Here is a 19,106-nt window from a genome sequence, read left to right as displayed (position 1 = left end):
TATCCGAATGGCTCATTTCAGACTGCCGCTTTTATTCATTTAGTATTTTATATCTTTGTAATCTTTTATCTGCACTTTTAGTCTGCACGGCTGTACTTTTCGGACTGGACTTTAATCAGTTCTGCATCATCAAAGTAATTGATTTTCATTGCCGCTTTGACCTCATTTAAAGTCTGCTGTGCTTCTGCGAAAGCCACCTTTGTACCTTCCTGTAAGATATGATATACCTCCGGAATGTCTTTTTCGTACTCATGTCTTCTCTGACGGATTGGTTCTAACTGCTTCTGAAGCACGTTGTTTAAGAATTTCTTTACCTTGACATCGCCTAAGCCACCGCGCTGGTAATGCTCTTTGAGTTCATCCAGATTCTTATAATCCGGTAAGAATTCCTTGAAATCTTCTTCCGTACTGAACGCATCTAGATACGTAAATACGCAGTTGCCTTCAATCTTACCCGGATCTTCCACACGGATATGATCAGGGTCTGTATACATACTCATAACTTTTTTCTTTACATCTTCCGGTGTATCTGAAAGATAAATACAGTTGCCGAGGGACTTACTCATCTTGGCTTTGCCGTCTGTACCCGGAAGCCGGAAACATGCCTTGTTGTCCGGCAGAAGAATCTGCGGCTCAATTAAGGTTTCGCCGTATACTGCGTTGAACTTTCTGACGATTTCCCTTGCCTGTTCAAGCATTGGTTCCTGATCCTCGCCTACCGGCACGGTTGTTGCCTTAAATGCCGTAATATCTGCCGCCTGGCTGATTGGATAGGTAAAGAAGCCCACCGGAATGCTGGCTTCAAAATTTCTCATCTGGATTTCTGACTTTACAGTCGGATTTCTCTGTAATCTGGATACGGTTACCAGATTCATATAGTAAAATGTTAATTCTGTAAGCTGTGAAATCTGTGACTGGATAAAGATATTGGTCTTTGCCGGGTCGATGCCTACGGATAAATAGTCTAATGCAACTTCGATAATATTCTGACGAACCTTTTCCGGATTGTCCGCATTATCAGTTAATGCCTGTGCATCTGCTATCATGATAAAGATTTTATCAAACTCTCCTGAGTTTTGTAATTCTACTCGTCTTTTTAATGAACCTACATAATGTCCTAAATGAAGTCTTCCTGTCGGTCTGTCTCCTGTAAGGATTATTTTAGACATTTTTTATTTCCTCCCTGTTGAACGTGTGATGGTGTGAGCTGTGTGATTGATTAGGGCGCCTTGGTGTCTGTTCCCGCAAACGTTGTGAACTAAAGTTCACTTGTTTGCTTGTGGTGATGCCCCCACTATGCTTTGGCTTTTTTGTGGCACTCCCCGCAAACTTTGCGGACTATTGTCCGCAAAGTTTGCTTGAGGTTGGCGCTGTGCCATTCGTAATCTTTCAGATTACTCATGACGGGCGTTCGCCCTATAAAACGAATTATAAAAAAAGTCTTTTGTGAGCAAGCTCCCACAGACTTTTTTTATAATTCGTTTTGCACAGCTCACTGCTATTTCACATTTTACCATATTATTTTACAAATAACAATTGAGAATTGCAGGATTTCGTAGTAGAATAGTGAACAGTAGATTACAAGGAGGAATATCATGAAACATTTACTTAGTCCGCTTGATTTAAGCGTAGATGAAACTGAAGATTTACTAAACCTCGCAAGCCGCATTGCAAAGGATCCTGAAAAGTTCAGCCATTGCTGTGACGGTAAAAAACTTGCCACTTTATTTTATGAACCGAGTACTAGAACCCGCCTTAGTTTTGAGGCAGCCATGATTAATCTTGGTGGTTCTGTTCTCGGCTTTTCTTCTGCCGATTCCAGCTCTGCTTCTAAAGGTGAAAGCGTTTCTGATACGATTCGGGTTATTTCATGTTATGCAGATATCTGCGCTATGCGCCATCCAAAGGAAGGTGCTCCTATGGTTGCCGCTGAGAAATCCGGGATTCCGGTGATTAACGCAGGGGATGGCGGTCATCAACATCCAACCCAGACTTTAACAGATCTGATGACGATTCGCGAACTGCGTGGTTCTTTGGATAATTTTACGATTGGTCTGTGCGGCGATCTGAAGTTTGGACGTACGGTTCATTCCCTGATCCGCTCCCTGATTCGCTATAAGAATGTAAAATTTATTCTTATTTCCCCGAAAGAACTGCGTGTGCCGGATTACATCCGCGAAGATGTCCTGATTCATAACAATGTGGAATTTGAAGAAGTTGAACGCTTAGAAGACGTTATACCACAGCTTGATATTCTCTACATGACACGTGTCCAGAAGGAACGTTTTTTCAGCGAAGACGAATATTTAAGAATGAAGGATTTTTATATTCTTAACAAAGAAAAAATGGCTGCTGCAAAGGACAATATGTATGTACTGCACCCGCTTCCGCGTGTCAATGAAATTTCCGTAGAAATTGATGACGACCCGCGCGCGGCTTACTTTAAGCAGGTACAGTTCGGTGTCTATGTACGAATGGCGCTGATTCTGACACTGCTCGGACTGGACAAAACAGTTTAAATTTCTGACACATCAAAAATCATGCCGCGGATACGGCAGAACGGAGGACTTTATGTTAAATATAGGCGGATTAAACGAAGGCTTTGTATTGGACCACATCGAAGCCGGCAAAGCCATGATGATTTATAACAATCTCGGACTGGACAAGCTCGACTGCTGTGTAGCTATCATTAAAAATGCCCGCAGTAATAAAATGGGTAAAAAAGATATTATCAAAATCGAAGGCGGACTCGATTTGGTAGACCTGGATGTACTTGGTTTTATTGATCACAACATCACAGTCAATATTATTAAAGACGGTAAAATTGTTGAAAAGAAACGTCTTTCACTTCCAAAAAAGATTACAAATGTGATTAAGTGTAAAAATCCTCGCTGTATTACTTCTATCGAACAGGAATTAAAGCACATTTTTATTCTGACAGACGAAGAAAATCAGGTATACCGCTGTAAATACTGTGAAGAAAAATATACCCGCTAAATGCTCCGATTATCGTTATATCGGACTGTAAATTTAAAATTTAAATAATTAGAAGCTGTTATCTGCATATATCAGATAACAGCTTCTTTGATTTATAATCTATTCACACTGTGCCTGTTCCATGTCAAAGTGTTCTTCCAACTTTGTTGAAACTCCGGCAATTTCATCAATTTCCGTTAAAATGTCTTTTACAGAGTTATTCTGTGCAGCAATCGTTTCCGAAATACTCTGAATGGTTGCTGAATTTTCTTCAGAAGTTGCTACCAGCGTCTCCATTTCTTCCTGTTTCAAAAATCTCATTATCGACTGGCATTCCACATCTGCCGCAGAACTTAGCCCCATTCTCCAGTTTCATTCCGCAATTTTTACAGTACATTACATTCTCCATTTCTTTTGTTTTTTTATTTTATATTAGTTGTCATTTTATGTATATATACATTTTTCACAATTATATTAAAAATATAAAATACCCACACCCTATTATCTCCATTCCTAATCATATACACATTTGCAATTATCTTGTCAACGACTGAATCTCTTTTTGTATAAGTCTTCCTGCCGCCTTTGCCAGCTCATCAATACGACGTATTCTTGTAAATTCTTTTCTATATATCTTTTCTGCGCTATTGGCCGCCGCATCATTTCCCATAAAAACAGCTGATACATGTATTCCTTTATCACGCAGTGCACGTACCTCATTGGCTGCATCATTAACAGAAATATCGTCGCTATAATCATGCCCAAACGGGCTGTCCTGTGATGGCAGAATACGCTGGCTGTCATTAGGCGCAGCATCTGTTAAAATAATCACAAGGTGCCTGTCAGCCACCCCCGGGTTCATATCAAGGATTTTACCAATTCCCCGAAAAGCAAGACCATCACGATTCCAACCGGCAGCATAATAATTGAAAATATTGTCGCATTTCTTATCCCTAAAAGACTTCAATATATGAAAAACTGTATATCCTCTGACACTGCAAAATCTTGTTACCCTGACCGGTATATTACATTCCACGAGGCTTTTGGCAATAATTACTCCCTGCGCAGCAAGCATTTCCTGATACTGAAGCCTTGAAGCAGATGCATCAAGAAGCAGATCCACTGTAAAGGACGGTTGATTATCATCCTCATATGTGTGAAAAATCCTGTTATCTTCTATATATTCTGCACGCCATACTTTAGTTGTATCAAGCCTTCCGCTCTGCCCTGATATTACATCTGTCTTCTGACTTATATATTCGCTATTACGGATTTGTTCAACCATATGTGCAATAAGACTATCATAAAGCCGTACATTTTTATTATAATATGAATGATTTCTTTCAACCTGCAGCTGTGACTGTTCTCTTAAATGAAGAAATTCCTTCGGTATATTTTTCTTTGTTATATATTTTCCATCAGTAAACCATAAATGGCATCCTGTATGACTGCCTGTACACAGTTCTTTTTCTATTTTAGTAAGAGTCTGCTCTGATATAACAGATCTTCCAAAACAATTCTCAATATAAGAGCAGTCATCATTTTCTTTCTTATATGTTATATTATCTTTCTTTTTACTGTAAGCTGCTCCACCAGTCATATTGTCCGCCTCAGAAGAACGCATAACCATTACATGATTATTTCTTACAGAGCTGACTGGCATTATTCTTGTCATTATCCGGGCAAATGCCCCTGTAAAATGCAGTCGTAACGCTTTTTTTTCATGTTTTACGCCATCAAAAAGATTAAATTTGCGATAAATTGCCAGCACAGTATCTATCAACCGGTCTGTTTCAGGCATTATCTGTGGTGTCAGTTCTGCATACAGCTTTTGTTCATTTGGTGTCAGCAGAACCTTCTTTTTCCCTGACACACTGCTCCATCTGGCTGACTGCATATTATATACAAGCCGGTTTTTGCTCATCCACTCCTGCCTCGACAGCTTATATTCACCTGCAAAAAAAGCCTTTCCATAATAAACCCGTAGATCAGTCATAGACGGACGTTTTAATGCTTCCTCTGTATACAGTACATGTTCCAGATAAAGCCATGTCAGATCATCCAGCATAGCCTGACTGATATCTCCGTTCCAATAACCAAATAAAGTGCTGATTGCCTTTTCACCATAATACTTATATGCCAGTCCAATTATAAGATTCATATATAAATCTGAATCTAAATCCCCTGTTTCAACAGCCAGAAACAATGGATCAAAATTATAGCGTTCCGCCGCATTCCATACCTGATTAGCAGCCCGTCTTTCCTTAGCAGTATAAGAAATGGTACGCATTATTCAAACACCTCCGTATTATGCAGCTTTAAGGGAAACCTTGAAGCTATGACATCACGTATAAGCTCTTTTTCATAGCTGTCAAATATCTTATTGGTAATTCCAAGATCCAATGCATCCCTGATTGGAATACCCTTTTTTATAAGACTTATAGCATCAATTAATCCACGCAGATCCAAAGCTTTCTCTGTAAGTTCACCATTTTCACATTTTTTCTGAAGTTCATTAAATAAAAGTGCAAACTGTTTGTTATACTTAGTAACCAGTGAAGGGAACTGATCCTTTAACAGTCTCTCAAGATCTTCCTTTGCCAGTGGCGGCATCTGTATAACTACAAATCTTGAGGCAAGTGCCTCATTTAATTCCCTTGTACCTGCATAATTATAATTCATCGTAGCAATAAAACGTGTATCATCTGCAACCTCTATCCTGTCATATCCTGGAACATCAATTACACGTCTGAAATCAAGTACAGAATGTAAGACTGCAAGTGCTTCATTCCTTGCCATATTGATTTCATCGAGAATCCCAAAGCCGCCGCTTTGTGCACAACAATACACCGGTCCGGGTCTGAATGTAACCCTGCCATCGCGAAATGTATCAGAACCTATCAGCGCAGCCGCATCCATATTAACATGGAAGGAAATATCCCATGCCGGACGTTCAAAAACTGCTGCAAGATTCTGTGCAAGCACATTTTTTCCCGTTGCCTTCTCTCCTGCCAGCAAAAGATTTCTGCCACACAGAAGCACTGCAAGAGCCTCTTCCCATACCTTATTGCCATAATAATGAAAATGTGGTACAGGAATACGTTTTTTTAATGCTTCATCTACAGTATGTTCTTCTGAATAATGCCGGACTTCTTCTACAAGCTGTGCTGAAACACCTTCCTGCTTCAAAAACTCAATCAGATTATTCAATACCAACACCCCTTTAACTGTTTTTTTATATTTTAATTATATTCTTTTTATTTATTTATTTCAAAACTTTCTTTGATATTTTCAATAATATCATATTCTTCACTTACAATACTACTCGCATCATTGGTTGCATGATTGATATTTTCAAAATATCCGAGCAGACCGTTAATCGTTGTAACGCTTTCTGCCGCTGCATTCGTACCGGTTGTAATTTCTTCATCTACCTGCTTTGTCATATCGGTAAGCCATTTTAATATATCCTGGATATTACCTGCTGATTTTGCACTTTCTTCTGATAAGGCACGGATTTCATCTACAACCACGGCAAATCCTTTTCCGTGTTCGCCTGCTCTTGCTGCTTCAATTGAAGCATTGAGTGATAACAGATTGGTCTGTGATGCAATGGAATTAATTTCCCCGAGAATATCTGTAATATGTTTCATTTCGGTCAGCAGTGCACCGGTCGTCTTGTGCGCAGCGCCAACTGTATTTTCAACAGACATTATAGTGCTTTTCGCCTCTTCAACTGCTACATTTCCCTTATTAACAGCGTCTTTCACATTATCAAATCCCTGCTCCAGCTGTCCGGCAAGTTCATTGTTTCTATGGACTTCTTCTGTTGCCGCATTGACCTTATCCATCACCGTTACCGTTGACTTCACAGATTCTTCTACAATCTGAGCCATCTGTGCAGCTGCCGAGTTGACATTGGCACTGCCGTCTGCCAGTGTATATACTGCATCTTTTCCTTTTTTTACCGTTGCAGTAAGATTCTTTGAAATATCATTTGCAACTTTTGTAAATTTTTCATACCTAAGCTCCATTCCGCAGACATTTTTAACACCGGAAATACCGTAGACTGTTTCCAGCCAGTCCTGCGGCAAAAACAGAATTCGAAATGCCTGCAGCACGAATTCCACCGTGTGAACAAATTTAACACATAAAACTCTTAATAAACGCAAAAAACAGACATATGCAATGCTGCAAATACGTTATTTCCTATAAATTCAAGTATTATTTACCACTTCCGACCATAAATTCTGCCTGAGCGGAATGGTTCCTGTCAATGTCCGGCTTCTTGTATCCGGCTGGCTTCCGCCAATATAAACGGTATAGCCATCATCGGTAAAATAGATCTGCCCATTTTCATCGTAGAGTTCAAAAGCCTCTTCTGATAACCAGACCGTTACCTGCTTTTCTTCCCCCGCCTTTAAAAAGACTTTGCCAAAGCCCTTTAACTGCGGATTCGGACTGCCATCACACAAAGCCTTTACATAAACCTGAACGGTTTCGGCACAGTCAAAGTTTCCGGTATTGCACACACGCACCGAAACCGGAAGCTGTATTTTTTCTCCGGCTTTCATTTTCTGAAACGTCTGCCTGCCTGCGCCACATTCCATATTATCATACGAAAATGAAGTATAAGTAAGTCCGTAGCCAAACGGATACAATGCTTCCTGCTTCATATAGCGGTAAGTTCTGTTTTTCATGGAATAATCCGTAAATTCCGGCAGTTCTTCCGTGCTTTTATAAAATGTAACCGGCAGATGTCCCTGCGGGCTGACTTCCCCAAATAAAATCCTTGCCGCCGCACGTCCGCCCTGAGCACCCGGATACCAACACTGCATGACCGCCGCGGCACGCTCCTGTGCCGTGTTGACCGCCAGCGCACTGCCCGATAACAGTAGGACAACGACAGGTTTTCCACTGTCTAATGCCGCTTCAAGAATCTGGTTCTGCTCTCCCGGAAGCTTTAAGTCCGGCTTATCGCCGCTTGCAAAATCATTGCCCGCATCGCCTTGTTCACCTTCAATACCTGCGTCCAGTCCCAGACACAGAATGACAACATCGCTCATTTCTGCCATTTCACGCACCTCGGCAATGCGGTTCTTCTTCCAGTTTTCTTTATACAAATCACAGCCCTCGGACACCAGCACCCGGACCGAATCCCCAACATAATCCTGTATGCCCTCGGAAATTGTAATGTAACGCGATGCCGTCCCTTCATAATTGCCGACAAGCGCTCTCCTGCTGTCTGCATTCGGTCCAATCACTGCGATTGTCCGGAGTTTTTCCCGATTCAGCGGCAGAATCCCGTTATTTTTTAACAGAACAAACGTTTTCTCTGACACACTTTCGTTGAATTCACGCATTTCTACGGAATCTACAACAGAATACGGAATTTTGTCGTAAGGATTGTCCGGCAGCTCCTTATCCTGTTCCATGCCCAGCTTCAGCCGGGTGGTATACAGATTCGTCACCGCCGCCCGCAGTCTGCTCTCCGAAACCATACCGCGCGAAACCGCTTCCGAAAGGTGCAGATACATATGTCCGCAGTTTAAATCACAGCCGTTATTCATCGCCAGAGCCGCCGATTCCACGGCATCTTTTGTTACCATGTGGTGCTGGTAAAAATCGCGCAGTGCAAAACAGTCCGACACAACATGTCCTTTAAAATGCCACTCATTCCGCAAAATGTCTGTAAGCAGGGTCTTACTGCCACAGCACGGCTCGCCGTTTACGCGGTTATACGCGCCCATGACTGCTTCGGGCTTTGCCTCTTTAATACAGGCATGAAATGCTGAAAGATACGTTTCATACAAATCTTTTTTTGTAACCTCAGCGTTAAAGCTGTGCCGCAGTCCCTCCGGGCCTGAATGTACCGCAAAATGCTTGACACAGGCCGCCGATTTTAAGTAATGTGCATCATGTCCCTGTAAGCCCTTTATGTAGCGGATTCCAAGCCGCGCTGTCAGATACGGGTCTTCGCCGTAAGTTTCATGACCGCGTCCCCACCTTGGGTCCCGGAAAATATTGATATTGGGCGCCCAGAAGGTCAATCCCTTGTAGCGCCCGACATCTCCGTATTTTTGCTGCATATTAAATTTGGCACGTCCTTCCGTAGACACGGCATCGGCAACCTGCTCCATTAAATCTTCATCAAATGCTGCCGCAAGCCCGATTGCCTGCGGAAAAACCGTTGCCGTACCGGCTCTTGCCACGCCGTGCAGTCCTTCATTCCACCAGTCATATCCTTTAATATTCAGCCGTTCAATCGGTGGCGCACTGTTTAACGTCTGGTCTGCCAGTTCCTCAATTGTCATCTGCGAAACCAGTTCTTCCGCCTTCTTACGGTACAAATCGCACAATTCTTCATTTTCTGTTAATTCCGTCTGATGATTTTTCATTATAATACCTTCTTTACTTTTCTTTCATCATAACGGAATTGCCATAGAATCTCAACGTAAATTTTGCGCTGCATTTTTGCATAAGCAAATATCTTTTATAAAAGCTTATCTTTTTACTTTAAAAGCACCCATTCCCGGATAAACTGCCGCACTGCCAAGCTGTTCTTCAATGCGTAAAAGCTGGTTGTACTTTGCAACGCGCTCTGAACGTGACGGCGCACCGGTCTTAATCTGGCAGGTATTTAATGCCACTGCCAGATCGGCAATCGTGGTATCCTCTGTCTCACCGGAACGATGGGATGCAATCGCTGTGTAACCGGCTTCGTGTGCCATTTTAATGGCTTCCAGAGTTTCAGATACAGAGCCAATCTGATTTAATTTGATCAGGATTGAATTGCCGCAGCCCAGTGAAATACCCTTTGACAGACGTTTGGTATTCGTTACAAATAAGTCATCCCCTACAAGCTGTACCTTGTCACCAAGTTCTGCCGTCAGTTTCTTCCAGCCTTCCCAGTCTTCTTCGTCTAACGCATCTTCGATCGATATAATCGGGAATTTTTCAACCAGCTTCTTCCAGTGTTCAATTAATTCCTCTGAGGTATAAACTGTTCCTGCTTTCGGAAGCTTGTATTTTCCCTTTTCTTTGGTCTTCCATTCGGAAGAAGCTGCATCCATGGCAATCATGAAATCTTTTCCCGGTTCATAGCCTGCTTTTTTTACGGCTTCAAGAATCGTTTCAATAGCTTCTTCATCGGATGCAAGCGCCGGTGCAAAACCGCCTTCATCACCGACAGAAGTTGCCAGTCCTCTTTCCTTTAAAATAGAGGCCAGCGCATGAAATACTTCCGAGCACCAGCGCAGTCCTTCTTTAAAAGACGGCACACCGACCGGCATTACCATAAATTCCTGTACATCCAGTCCTGATGATAAAGCATGACAGCCGCCGTTTACAATATTCATCATCGGCACCGGAAGTCTGTTTCCGCTGACACCGCCTAAGAACCGATACAGTGGAATATCCAATGCTGTCGCAGCCGCTCTGCAGCATGCAATAGATACGGCAAGAATCGCATTTGCCCCCAGCTTGGACTTGTCCTTTGTTCCGTCTGCCTCAATCATTGCCTTATCAATGGCATAAATGTCAGAAGCATCCAGTCCGCTTATCGCCTCGTTGATTATTGTATTAATATTTTCTACTGCCTTTTGTACGCCTTTTCCCAAATATCTGCTCTTATCGCCGTCACGCAGTTCCAGTGCTTCAAATTCACCTGTCGAAGCACCGCTTGGCGCTGTTCCTCTTGCAACCGTTCCGTCTGCGAGATAAACTTCCGCTTCTACTGTCGGATTGCCTCTTGAATCCATAATTTCACGTCCAATAACCTTTTCAATCTCTAAATAATCCATACTGACCTCTTTCTGAGCGATTTTATCATGAAGCAGCGGCAAAGATTCCGCATAAACGGTTTCTCATCTGCTATTCAGAAAATCTGCTTTCGCCCGGAAGCAGATTTCCGTGTAAAAAATTAACACCTGTTTTTCTTTGTTCTGCCTCCGTCTGCCACAGTCCGTCCTGCGGACTGCAACAGTTACGCTGTAAGTTCAGCAGTCTTACAGTTTCCTTTTATCCTGTATTATGGACAATCCTGTATATTTTATCCAAAATATTTAAAAGCTTTGCTCTTATAATAAAAGCACCGCAGAAAACATATTCCTACATTTTCTGCGGCACTTGTACCTGCCGATATTTTTATCTGCATTTTTTACCTGTTCTTTTTACAAATATTTTTACAAACAACTGAGCAGCACTATAAGCCGGGTTATGTATCAGATGATTATCTATCTAGTCCTGCTGTTACCAGCAGGCTCAAGCAACCTACCTAAAGCACGACGGGCCGCCGTATCGCTTTTATTCGGTCTTGCTTCGGATGGGGTTTACATCTGCCGCTTCTGTTACCAGCCGCGCGGTAGTCCCTTACACTGCCTTTCCACCCTTACCAGCATATGCTGGCGGTTTATTTCTGTTGCACTAGCCTTGGAGTCACCTCCACCGGACGTTATCCGGCATCCTGCCCTGTGAAGCCCGGACTTTCCTCACCTGCTGCCTTTCGGCAATTGCAGCCGCAATCATCTGTGCTACTCAGTCTTTTTTAGTTTGTATTTTCTTTTACCATACGGAATACATCAATACGGAACTGGGCTTCTTTGCCAAGTCCTACAAAACGGCAGCCGTACTCCGTGCCGTCTTCGTCCTGTGATGCAATCCGCACAACTTCAATAACGGTTTCAATTTTATCACATCCGCTCATTTCAAGCAACATGTCATAAAAAGAATGTAATGGCAGAACGTCTTTTGTTTTAAATGCAATTCCGCCGCTTGATACATTCGTTGCATGAACAGCAATAAATTCTCCCTTAGTATCCTTATCTGTAATCGGACGAATTGACAAATTCGCTTCTACATCTATTCTTTTGGTTCTTCTTCTTTCATTACCCATAAGTACTCCCCCTGTTATGATCCTTAAAAAGTAAACTTTTAAGTTACTTTATTAACATAGCATCTCCAAAACTGAAAAACCTGTACTTTTCCTTTACGGCTTCTTCATAAGCCGCAAGAACGTGTTCCCTGCCTGCCAGTGCTGAAACCAGCATCACCAGCGTGGATTCCGGCAGATGGAAATTGGTAATCAGGCTGTCAATAACCTTAAACTGATATCCCGGATAAATAAATATCTGGGTCCAGCCGCTGCCGGCTTTTACTGTACCATCTTCTGTCCCGACAGATTCCAGTGTACGTGTACTTGTCGTACCGACTGCAATAATCTTTCCGCCGTTTTTGCGCGCCGTATTAATCTTGTCTGCTGCTTCCTGTGTCACCGTATAAAATTCTGAATGCATATGATGCTCCAGAATGTTTTCTGTCTTTACCGGACGGAACGTTCCAAGTCCGACATGCAGCGTGACACGGGCAATTTCAATACCCTTCTCCTGTATCCTTTCCAGCAGTTCTTTTGTAAAATGAAGACCCGCTGTCGGTGCCGCTGCAGAACCTTCATGCTTTGCATAAACGGTCTGGTAACGGTTCTTATCCTCCAGACGGTGTGTGATATACGGTGGAAGCGGCATCTGACCCAGTTCATCGAGTATTTCTTCAAAAATACCGTCATAAGTGAATTGTATCATACGATTGCCTTCTTCTACAATATCCACAATCTCTCCGATTAATTTTCCACCGCCAAAGCTGATCTGTGTACCGATTTTTGCCTTTTTACCCGGCTTTACAAGCACTTCCCATGTGTCTTTTAAATCCTGCTTGCGGGTAAGCAAAAGCACTTCGATTGCCGCGCCCGTTCCGACTTTTTCGCCTATCAGTCTAGCCGGAATCACCTTGGTATCGTTAATGACCAGACAATCTCCCGGATTTAAGTAATCAATCACATCTTTAAAAATTTTGTGCTGTATTTCCCCTGTCTTTTTATCCAGTACCATCAGTCTTGAACTGGAACGGTCTGACAGCGGGTCCTGTGCAATCAGCTCCTGTGGCAGATCATAATAAAAATCATGTAAATTCATTGATTCCATATGCTGCTCCATTCCTATCTTTTTCCGCTTCGCGGCAGTTAGCTTTTCTGCCGCAGAACGGGCTGTTTTTTATTTATAATTAAGAACGAAGTTCGATGCCCATGCCGGAAAGGTCTCCCAGAATCTTTTCCATAATCGGCTGGATATCTTTATCTTCTAATGTTCTGTCCTTTGCACGGAAAGAAATGGTATAAGCTACGGACTTGAAACCTTCCTTAATCTGTGCACCTTCATAAATATCAAACAGGTTATATTTTTCAAGAAGCTTTCCGCCTCTCTTTTCAATAATCTTTTCTACTTCACCGACAAGTACCGTCTTTGGCATTACCATACTGATATCTCTTGTAACAGCAGGGAATTTTGCAATGCCTTCGTACTTTCTGTCAAATGAAGCAAACGGTAAAATTTCCGGTAAATCAAGTACGGCAATATATGTTCTCTCGCCCAGTCCATAGGTGTCTGCAACATCCGGGTGTACTTCACCGAGATAACCGATTACAGTATCTTTGTAAAGAATCTCTGCCTGACGTCCCGGATGTAAAAATGTCTTTCCGGCTTCCGGATCATATTCCGGTCTTGCACTCATACCGATTTTTTCTAAGAATTCTTCAACAACACCCTTCATTGTAAAGAAATCGCCGTCGCCGTAGAAGCCCAGTGTGAACTGTACTCTCTCATCCGGAAGGTCTTCTCCTTCTACCGGAACATAAACCTTTGCCAGTTCATAAAGCTTTACATCTTTATTTCTACGGTTGTAGTTGATTGCAAGCGAATTCAGCATTCCGTTTAACGGCAGTGTTCTCATAATGGAGAAATCTTCTCCCAACGGATTGGAAATGACAACTGTCTTTCTTTCCTCTGCATCTGCTGCCAGCTTTAACTTATCAAATACCTTCGGACTTTCAAATGAATAAGTCATTGCCTGTGAGAATCCGCAGAACTGTGCGATTTCTCCGGCTACATCTTCCACTCTCTGCTTGAAGGAAATCTTACCCATTGTAGAAGCTCCGTGTGGCAGTGTTGTAGGAATATTGGCATATCCGAAAAATCTTGCAACTTCTTCCGCAATATCCGCTGTTCTTAATAAATCCTGACGGAACGTCGGAATAATCAGTTCCTGCTTTGCTTCATCATAGTCTAATTCAAGCATCTTAAAGTATCCAAGCATTTCTTCCACGGAAACATTTGTACCCAGTAGTGCATTGATTCTTTCCGGTTCAAACGGCACTCTGACTCTTTCCTTCTTATTCGGATATACGTCAACCACGCCGCCGACAATTTCACCTGCTCCAAGTTCTTCAATTAACTGGCATGCTCTGTTCATTGCCGCCAGTGCATTTTCAGGATCTAAGCCCTTTTCAAACTTACCGGAAGCATCTGTACGAAGACCCAGGCGCTTTGTTGCCTTTCTGATATTTGTGCCATCAAAGGTTGCAGCTTCAAATAACATGGTCTTTACGTCATCCGTAATCTTGGAATTTTCACCGCCCATGATACCTGCAAGACCGACAGCCTTTTCACCGTCACAGATCATCAGCATATCAGAATCAAGTGTTCTTTCCTGTCCATCCAATGTCATGAACTTCTCACCGTCTTTGGCACGTCTTACAACAATCTTACCGCCTGCAAGGGTGTCATAATCATAAGCGTGCATTGGCTGACCGTATTCTTCCATAACGTAGTTTGTAATATCCACGATGTTGTTAATCGGACGGATACCTGCTGATGCCAGTCTGCGCTGCATCCACTTCGGTGACGGAGCAAGCTTGATATTCTTTACAAGTCTTGCGGTGTAACGGCTGCAGAGGTCTGTGGCTTCCACATCAACCTTTACATAATCGTTAATGTCTTCTGCGTTGCCTGTTTCTGTTACAACCGGCGGTGTAAACGGCTTTCTGAAGGTTGCCGCTGCTTCCCTTGCAATACCGATAATACTGTAGCAGTCTACACGGTTGTTTGTAATTTCATATTCAAATACGGTATCATCCAAACCGAGATAGTGAACGGCATCTTCTCCAACCTGTGCATCATCACCTAAAATGTAAATGCCGTTTTCCGGTGCATCCGGATAAAATTCACGGGAAGAACCGAGTTCTTCAATGGCACACATCATACCGAAGCTTTCTACACCTCTTAACTTACCCTTTTTAATCTTAATGCCGTCTTCCGGAAGTGCGCCGCCGTCATGACCACCTGCCACACGTCCGCCATCTAATACAACCGGTACTTTCTGTCCTGATGAACCCACCGGAATATTCGGTGCGCCTGTTACAATCTGAACAGTTTCACTGCCGACATTCACCTGGCAGATTACCAGCTTATCTGCATCCGGGTGCTTTTCGACCGATTCAATCTGTCCGACAACGATTTTATCAAGATTTTTGTCAAAAGCGGTAAAATTTTCCACCTTTGTTCCCGAAAGTGTCATTGCGTCCCTGAATTCCTGGTCTGTTACTTCCAGTCCCGGAACCATTGCCTTAATCCAATTTAATGATGTATTCATGATTCAATATCCTTTCCTCGTATCCAATTTCTTTGCTGTCTTACAGCCGTCGTTCTTTTTAGAACTGTTTTAAGAATCTTACGTCATTTTCATAGAGAAGTCTCATGTCATCAATTTCATACTTCAGCAACGCAATTCTTTCCAAACCGATTCCGAATGCAAATCCTGTATATTTGTTCTGGTCAATACCGCTCATTTCAAATACATGCGGGTGAATCATACCACAGCCAAGAATTTCAATCCAGCCTTCGCCCTTACACATACGGCAGCCCTTACCGCCGCACTTAAAACATGTCACGTCCATTTCTGCACTTGGCTCTGTAAATGGAAAATGATGAGGACGGAATTTTACTTTTGTTTCCGGTCCGAATAACTCTCTTGCGAATTCAGCCAGTGTTCCTTTTAAATCTGCAAATGTAATACCCTCATCAATAACCATGCCTTCAATCTGATGGAAGCATGGAGAATGGGTTGCATCGACTTCATCTGCACGGAATACCCTGCCCGGCGCAATCATACGGATCGGCAGCTTGCCTTTTTCCATTTCACGGACCTGAACCGGTGAAGTCTGGGTTCTTAGTACAACTTTATCATTAATATAAAATGTATCCTGTTCATCTTTTGCCGGATGATTTGCAGGGATATTTAACGCTTCAAAATTGTAATAATCATATTCTACTTCCGGTCCTTCTACGACTTCATAACCCATGCCGACAAATATTCTCTTTACTTCATCGAGTGCAACAGTGTTTGGATGTCTGTGTCCGACATTGTTTTTCTTTGCCGGAAGTGTTACGTCAATCACTTCGCTCTTTAACTGGACTTCACGCATTTTTGCGGAAAGTTCCTTTTTCGCGTTTTCCAGTACTTCCTCAATTGCCTGTCTGGTTTCATTTACGATTTGTCCAACTGCCGGTCTGTCCTGAGGTGCAACGTCTTTCATGCCCTTTAAGACTTCTGTAAGTTCTCCCTTTTTACCCAGGAAAGAAACTCTTACCTCATTTAATTTTTCAAGTGAATCAGTGGAATTAATCTGGGCTAATGCCTTTTCTCTGATTTCATGCAGTCTTTCTTTCATCATTTTCTTTTCCTCCAATTGCAAAACCTAACTTTTATTTTATCATATGACTACAAATTGGCAAGCAGTTTTTACTGATTTCTTACGTTTTTACTCTCAAACTGCTCAATAATATGGATTGCTTCGTCCATACAGTCGGGATTACGGACCGCTGCCTCTTTAATATTCTTCTTTGCTTCCTCAATCCTGTTTTCGTTATATTCTATCTGTTTGCGCAGTTTCTGGCGCTGTGTATTCAAATCGTGCCGCACTTCCACCATATCCTTGCTGTATACAAGGGCACGTACCTGTGACAGCCACAATTTGGCATCATAGAGTCCGAGTTTTTTAAGTAAATCCAGTAAATCTTCTTCTGCTTCACTTAATTTGGTCGTCATCTGTACAATCTTGCGCTGCTCATTTTTCATGTCCATATAAACTTCATATTTCTTTGACAGTTCATACGAACTTCTGACATGATATTTATGATATTCATAATCAAGCGTATTGGCTGCGTTGATATACTTAATCTTTGTTTTATTCAGTAATGTCGTAGCTTTATTGAGTTTGATTTCCGTCACCAGAACCTGCCGTTCCGTATATTTTAGCAGGGCAAACATGCCAAGGGCAAGCACCGCTCCCAGAAAGGCAACGACAATATAAAGCATGGTATTTTGTGTATCTTCCGTTACGGAAAGCGCAATGAAAAATACCATAAATACGAATGCCAGCCCGACAATCGCGGCAAGGGCAAGGCTTCTGATACGCAGCTGGCGCGTTGTGAGTGCCGCAGCCTCCATGCGCAGACTCATGCGTTCCCCTTCAAGAATCCTCATATCCCGTTTGACGGTTTCATAATACGATTCCTGTTTTTCCAGATACTTCATACCACGCGGCAGTTCATCTTCAAACTGTTCCATGCGGTGATACGTATGGGTGGAAAGCTTATGCTCGCCGGATTTAAAAATCCGCCGGTCTACCGTCAGATTATCTACACGGTCTGCCGTTTCCGTAATCCTTCTGCGGATATTGTCCGGTGCCGTATCAATCAGCTGGATATCCGAAAAATGTTCCGTAACGACATTGTATTCTTCCATCGCCAGTTCAATGTGTCCGGTGGCTTCTTCCATGATTTCACACTGGCTGCGGATATAGGCTTTTGTTTCTTCCTTATCGTAGTAATCCGTATTAATATTGTCCAGACGGCGAGGTGTTCTGGATACATCCGGGATATGTACGGCACTGGCATCGAATTCTTTATCTTCTTCCGAATAATTTAAAACTTCCTGAATCCGCTTTTTTTCTTCTTTTTTTTCAAGCTGTTTTAAATATTCCGTTTCTTCTTTTTCTTCTTTTGCAAGCTTCCCCGAATAATTTTCCTGTGTCCCTGCCTGATTCATCTTATCTACTACATGAATCAGGGACTTTGCCTGCACACTGTTTAACAACTCATCATACTTTTTTTCTTCTTCTTTTGCTTTTCTGCGCTGTTCCTGGATTTTTTCTTCGGAACTGACCTTTTTATTCTTTTTCTGCGGTGCTTTTGCTTTTTTTTCATGCTTCTGATAATTTTTTTCAAATTCGCTGACAAGTCCCGTTAAATCTTCTGTCCGCGAATTATCCGCATTTTGTTCTTCCCCTGTATTCTGCTCATCGTCATAGACAAAATCATCAATGTCTTCAATGTCCTCGATATCTTCCAAATCGTAATTTTCTTTAATTGTTCCCTTGATATAATTTAATAATCCCATATTTCCTCATTTCATCCGTCTATGACGTATACCTTTTATACTGCGCTTTCCATCTGTCCATGCAGTCATCAATCGCCTTATAATACTGTGCTACTTCACCGTCGGATTTTAAGTGTTCCATTTTCTGCATCGCACGGTATTCATCGCTGTAACGTGCATTGTCTGTAAGCAGTTCCAGTTCTCTTTGCAGCACCTGTTCTTCTTCCGGTGCCTGCATATCCTGTATCTGTTCCTCACCCTCTGCCATACGGCATGCCGCAAGATAACATTTCCGGGACTTTTCATGCTGACCGATTTTATACGCTTCTTCAAAATACTTTGCCGCTTTTTCAAAGAAGAACATTCTGGCATAGGCAGTTCCCAGATTGTGATAGACCTTTGCGTAAAACAGCCCTGAAAGATTGATGTCGCGCTCTCCATTTACAATTTTATCATAATTGCTGATTGCACTATAATAGCAGCCTTTTTCAAGAAACCGGTCTGCACGCATTTTCATCCGTTCATAGACATTCTGTGTATCCAGCATCGCAAGCAGGTCCTTTACCTGTTCAATTTCTGCCGTATCATAATAATCCACATACTTTAAAATGGTCACAACCGCTTCCGCCAGCCCTGCATTTTCACGCTTCAACTGCTCAAGCTTGTCTGCCAATAACGGTTCCTTAATCTCTGTCCGGATAAACGCAATAAGTTTTTCATCTAAAAATGCATTGGTCAGAATATAGATATTGTTGTATATATAATAGCACAATTCTTCCAGTGAATAGATTTGTACCCCCGGTTCCTCCAAAACCAGCGGCTTTAATGCCCGCCCGGTCCGGCATAAAATGATTCCGCTCATA

Annotated in this window: 16 protein-coding genes and 1 other RNA gene; 2 read left to right on the top strand and 15 right to left on the bottom strand. The window is 42.3% G+C overall.

Annotated elements, in window-relative coordinates:
- Nucleotides 1–77 precede the first annotated feature (77 nt).
- Nucleotides 78–1,169 (bottom strand): tryptophan--tRNA ligase, encoded by a 1,092-nt coding sequence (gene trpS, locus LI288_RS04630; protein ID WP_022433216.1) that lies wholly within the window; start codon nt 1,167–1,169, stop codon nt 78–80.
- A 426-nt stretch (nt 1,170–1,595) separates the two neighbouring features.
- Here trpS and pyrB point away from each other — a divergent pair, with 426 nt between their 5' ends.
- Complete coding sequence (pyrB, locus tag LI288_RS04625; RefSeq protein WP_227089594.1) at nt 1,596–2,519, top strand: aspartate carbamoyltransferase; 924 nt, start codon at nt 1,596–1,598, stop codon at nt 2,517–2,519.
- 52 nt (nt 2,520–2,571) lie between these two features.
- Nucleotides 2,572–2,997 (top strand): aspartate carbamoyltransferase regulatory subunit, encoded by a 426-nt coding sequence (locus tag LI288_RS04620; protein WP_022433214.1) that lies wholly within the window; start codon nt 2,572–2,574, stop codon nt 2,995–2,997.
- Nucleotides 2,998–3,096: 99 nt separating this feature from the next.
- Here LI288_RS04620 and LI288_RS04615 read toward each other — a convergent pair whose 3' ends face one another.
- From LI288_RS04615 to LI288_RS04550, 14 genes are all read right to left on the bottom strand, one after another.
- Nucleotides 3,097–3,273, bottom strand: coding sequence for a hypothetical protein (locus tag LI288_RS04615; protein ID WP_227089593.1), 177 nt, complete (start codon nt 3,271–3,273; stop codon nt 3,097–3,099).
- Entirely contained in the window at nt 3,248–3,373 is a 126-nt protein-coding gene (locus LI288_RS14700) for a zinc-ribbon domain-containing protein (protein WP_227089592.1), read from the bottom strand. The genes LI288_RS04615 and LI288_RS14700 overlap by 26 nt, the downstream gene beginning before the upstream one ends.
- Nucleotides 3,374–3,511: 138 nt before the next feature.
- Nucleotides 3,512–5,266, bottom strand: coding sequence for a hypothetical protein (locus LI288_RS04605; protein WP_227089591.1), 1,755 nt, complete (start codon nt 5,264–5,266; stop codon nt 3,512–3,514).
- The gene (locus LI288_RS04600) at nt 5,266–6,186 is read right to left on the bottom strand and encodes an AAA family ATPase (RefSeq protein ID WP_227089590.1); all 921 of its coding nucleotides are present in this window, start codon (nt 6,184–6,186) and stop codon (nt 5,266–5,268) included. The genes LI288_RS04605 and LI288_RS04600 overlap by 1 nt, the downstream gene beginning before the upstream one ends.
- A 47-nt stretch (nt 6,187–6,233) precedes the next feature.
- Nucleotides 6,234–7,097, bottom strand: coding sequence for a methyl-accepting chemotaxis protein (locus tag LI288_RS04595; protein ID WP_227089589.1), 864 nt, complete (start codon nt 7,095–7,097; stop codon nt 6,234–6,236).
- A 96-nt stretch (nt 7,098–7,193) separates the two neighbouring features.
- Nucleotides 7,194–9,374 carry a glycoside hydrolase family 3 C-terminal domain-containing protein gene (locus LI288_RS04590; protein ID WP_227089588.1) on the bottom strand — a complete coding sequence of 727 codons (2,181 nt, stop codon included), beginning with the start codon at nt 9,372–9,374 and terminating at the stop codon, nt 7,194–7,196.
- 105 nt (nt 9,375–9,479) lie between these two features.
- The gene (gene eno, locus LI288_RS04585; protein WP_227089587.1) at nt 9,480–10,778 is read right to left on the bottom strand and encodes a phosphopyruvate hydratase; all 1,299 of its coding nucleotides are present in this window, start codon (nt 10,776–10,778) and stop codon (nt 9,480–9,482) included.
- A 388-nt stretch (nt 10,779–11,166) separates the two neighbouring features.
- Nucleotides 11,167–11,514: RNase P RNA component class A (rnpB, locus tag LI288_RS04580), an RNA gene on the bottom strand.
- Nucleotides 11,515–11,521: 7 nt separating this feature from the next.
- Complete coding sequence (locus LI288_RS04575) at nt 11,522–11,869, bottom strand: PilZ domain-containing protein (RefSeq protein ID WP_022432740.1); 348 nt, start codon at nt 11,867–11,869, stop codon at nt 11,522–11,524.
- 43 nt (nt 11,870–11,912) lie between these two features.
- Nucleotides 11,913–12,944 carry a tRNA preQ1(34) S-adenosylmethionine ribosyltransferase-isomerase QueA gene (queA, locus tag LI288_RS04570; protein WP_227089793.1) on the bottom strand — a complete coding sequence of 344 codons (1,032 nt, stop codon included), beginning with the start codon at nt 12,942–12,944 and terminating at the stop codon, nt 11,913–11,915.
- A gap of 88 nt (nt 12,945–13,032) precedes the next feature.
- Complete coding sequence (gene pheT, locus LI288_RS04565) at nt 13,033–15,456, bottom strand: phenylalanine--tRNA ligase subunit beta (RefSeq protein ID WP_227089586.1); 2,424 nt, start codon at nt 15,454–15,456, stop codon at nt 13,033–13,035.
- Nucleotides 15,457–15,514: 58 nt separating this feature from the next.
- Nucleotides 15,515–16,534 (bottom strand): phenylalanine--tRNA ligase subunit alpha, encoded by a 1,020-nt coding sequence (pheS, locus tag LI288_RS04560; RefSeq protein ID WP_227089792.1) that lies wholly within the window; start codon nt 16,532–16,534, stop codon nt 15,515–15,517.
- Between the two features lie 71 nt (nt 16,535–16,605).
- Complete coding sequence (locus LI288_RS04555; protein WP_227089585.1) at nt 16,606–18,264, bottom strand: hypothetical protein; 1,659 nt, start codon at nt 18,262–18,264, stop codon at nt 16,606–16,608.
- A gap of 19 nt (nt 18,265–18,283) precedes the next feature.
- The gene (locus LI288_RS04550; protein WP_227089584.1) at nt 18,284–19,105 is read right to left on the bottom strand and encodes a hypothetical protein; all 822 of its coding nucleotides are present in this window, start codon (nt 19,103–19,105) and stop codon (nt 18,284–18,286) included.
- Nucleotide 19,106 lies beyond the last annotated feature (1 nt).

The sequence above is a fragment of the Lachnospira pectinoschiza genome (assembly GCF_020564355.1).
GTDB lineage: Bacteria > Bacillota > Clostridia > Lachnospirales > Lachnospiraceae > Lachnospira > Lachnospira intestinalis.
The sequence above is the reverse complement of the archived record's forward strand: the minus strand, read 5'-3'. Positions and strand labels throughout refer to the sequence as shown.

Bases quoted from the DNA above. Each gene is read 5' to 3' on its own strand.
- trpS (WP_022433216.1), bottom strand. From the start codon at position 1,169: ATGTCTAAAATAATCCTTACAGGAGACAGACCGACAGGAAGACTTCAT.
- pyrB (WP_227089594.1), top strand. From the start codon at position 1,596: ATGAAACATTTACTTAGTCCGCTTGATTTAAGCGTAGATGAAACTGAA.
- LI288_RS04620 (WP_022433214.1), top strand. From the start codon at position 2,572: ATGTTAAATATAGGCGGATTAAACGAAGGCTTTGTATTGGACCACATC.
- LI288_RS04615 (WP_227089593.1), bottom strand. From the start codon at position 3,273: ATGGAGACGCTGGTAGCAACTTCTGAAGAAAATTCAGCAACCATTCAG.
- LI288_RS14700 (WP_227089592.1), bottom strand. From the start codon at position 3,373: ATGTACTGTAAAAATTGCGGAATGAAACTGGAGAATGGGGCTAAGTTC.
- LI288_RS04605 (WP_227089591.1), bottom strand. From the start codon at position 5,266: ATGCGTACCATTTCTTATACTGCTAAGGAAAGACGGGCTGCTAATCAG.
- LI288_RS04590 (WP_227089588.1), bottom strand. From the start codon at position 9,374: ATGAAAAATCATCAGACGGAATTAACAGAAAATGAAGAATTGTGCGAT.
- eno (WP_227089587.1), bottom strand. From the start codon at position 10,778: ATGGATTATTTAGAGATTGAAAAGGTTATTGGACGTGAAATTATGGAT.
- LI288_RS04575 (WP_022432740.1), bottom strand. From the start codon at position 11,869: ATGGGTAATGAAAGAAGAAGAACCAAAAGAATAGATGTAGAAGCGAAT.
- queA (WP_227089793.1), bottom strand. From the start codon at position 12,944: ATGAATTTACATGATTTTTATTATGATCTGCCACAGGAGCTGATTGCA.
- pheT (WP_227089586.1), bottom strand. From the start codon at position 15,456: ATGAATACATCATTAAATTGGATTAAGGCAATGGTTCCGGGACTGGAA.
- pheS (WP_227089792.1), bottom strand. From the start codon at position 16,534: ATGAAAGAAAGACTGCATGAAATCAGAGAAAAGGCATTAGCCCAGATT.
- LI288_RS04555 (WP_227089585.1), bottom strand. From the start codon at position 18,264: ATGGGATTATTAAATTATATCAAGGGAACAATTAAAGAAAATTACGAT.
- LI288_RS04550 (WP_227089584.1), bottom strand. From the start codon at position 19,105: ATGAGCGGAATCATTTTATGCCGGACCGGGCGGGCATTAAAGCCGCTG.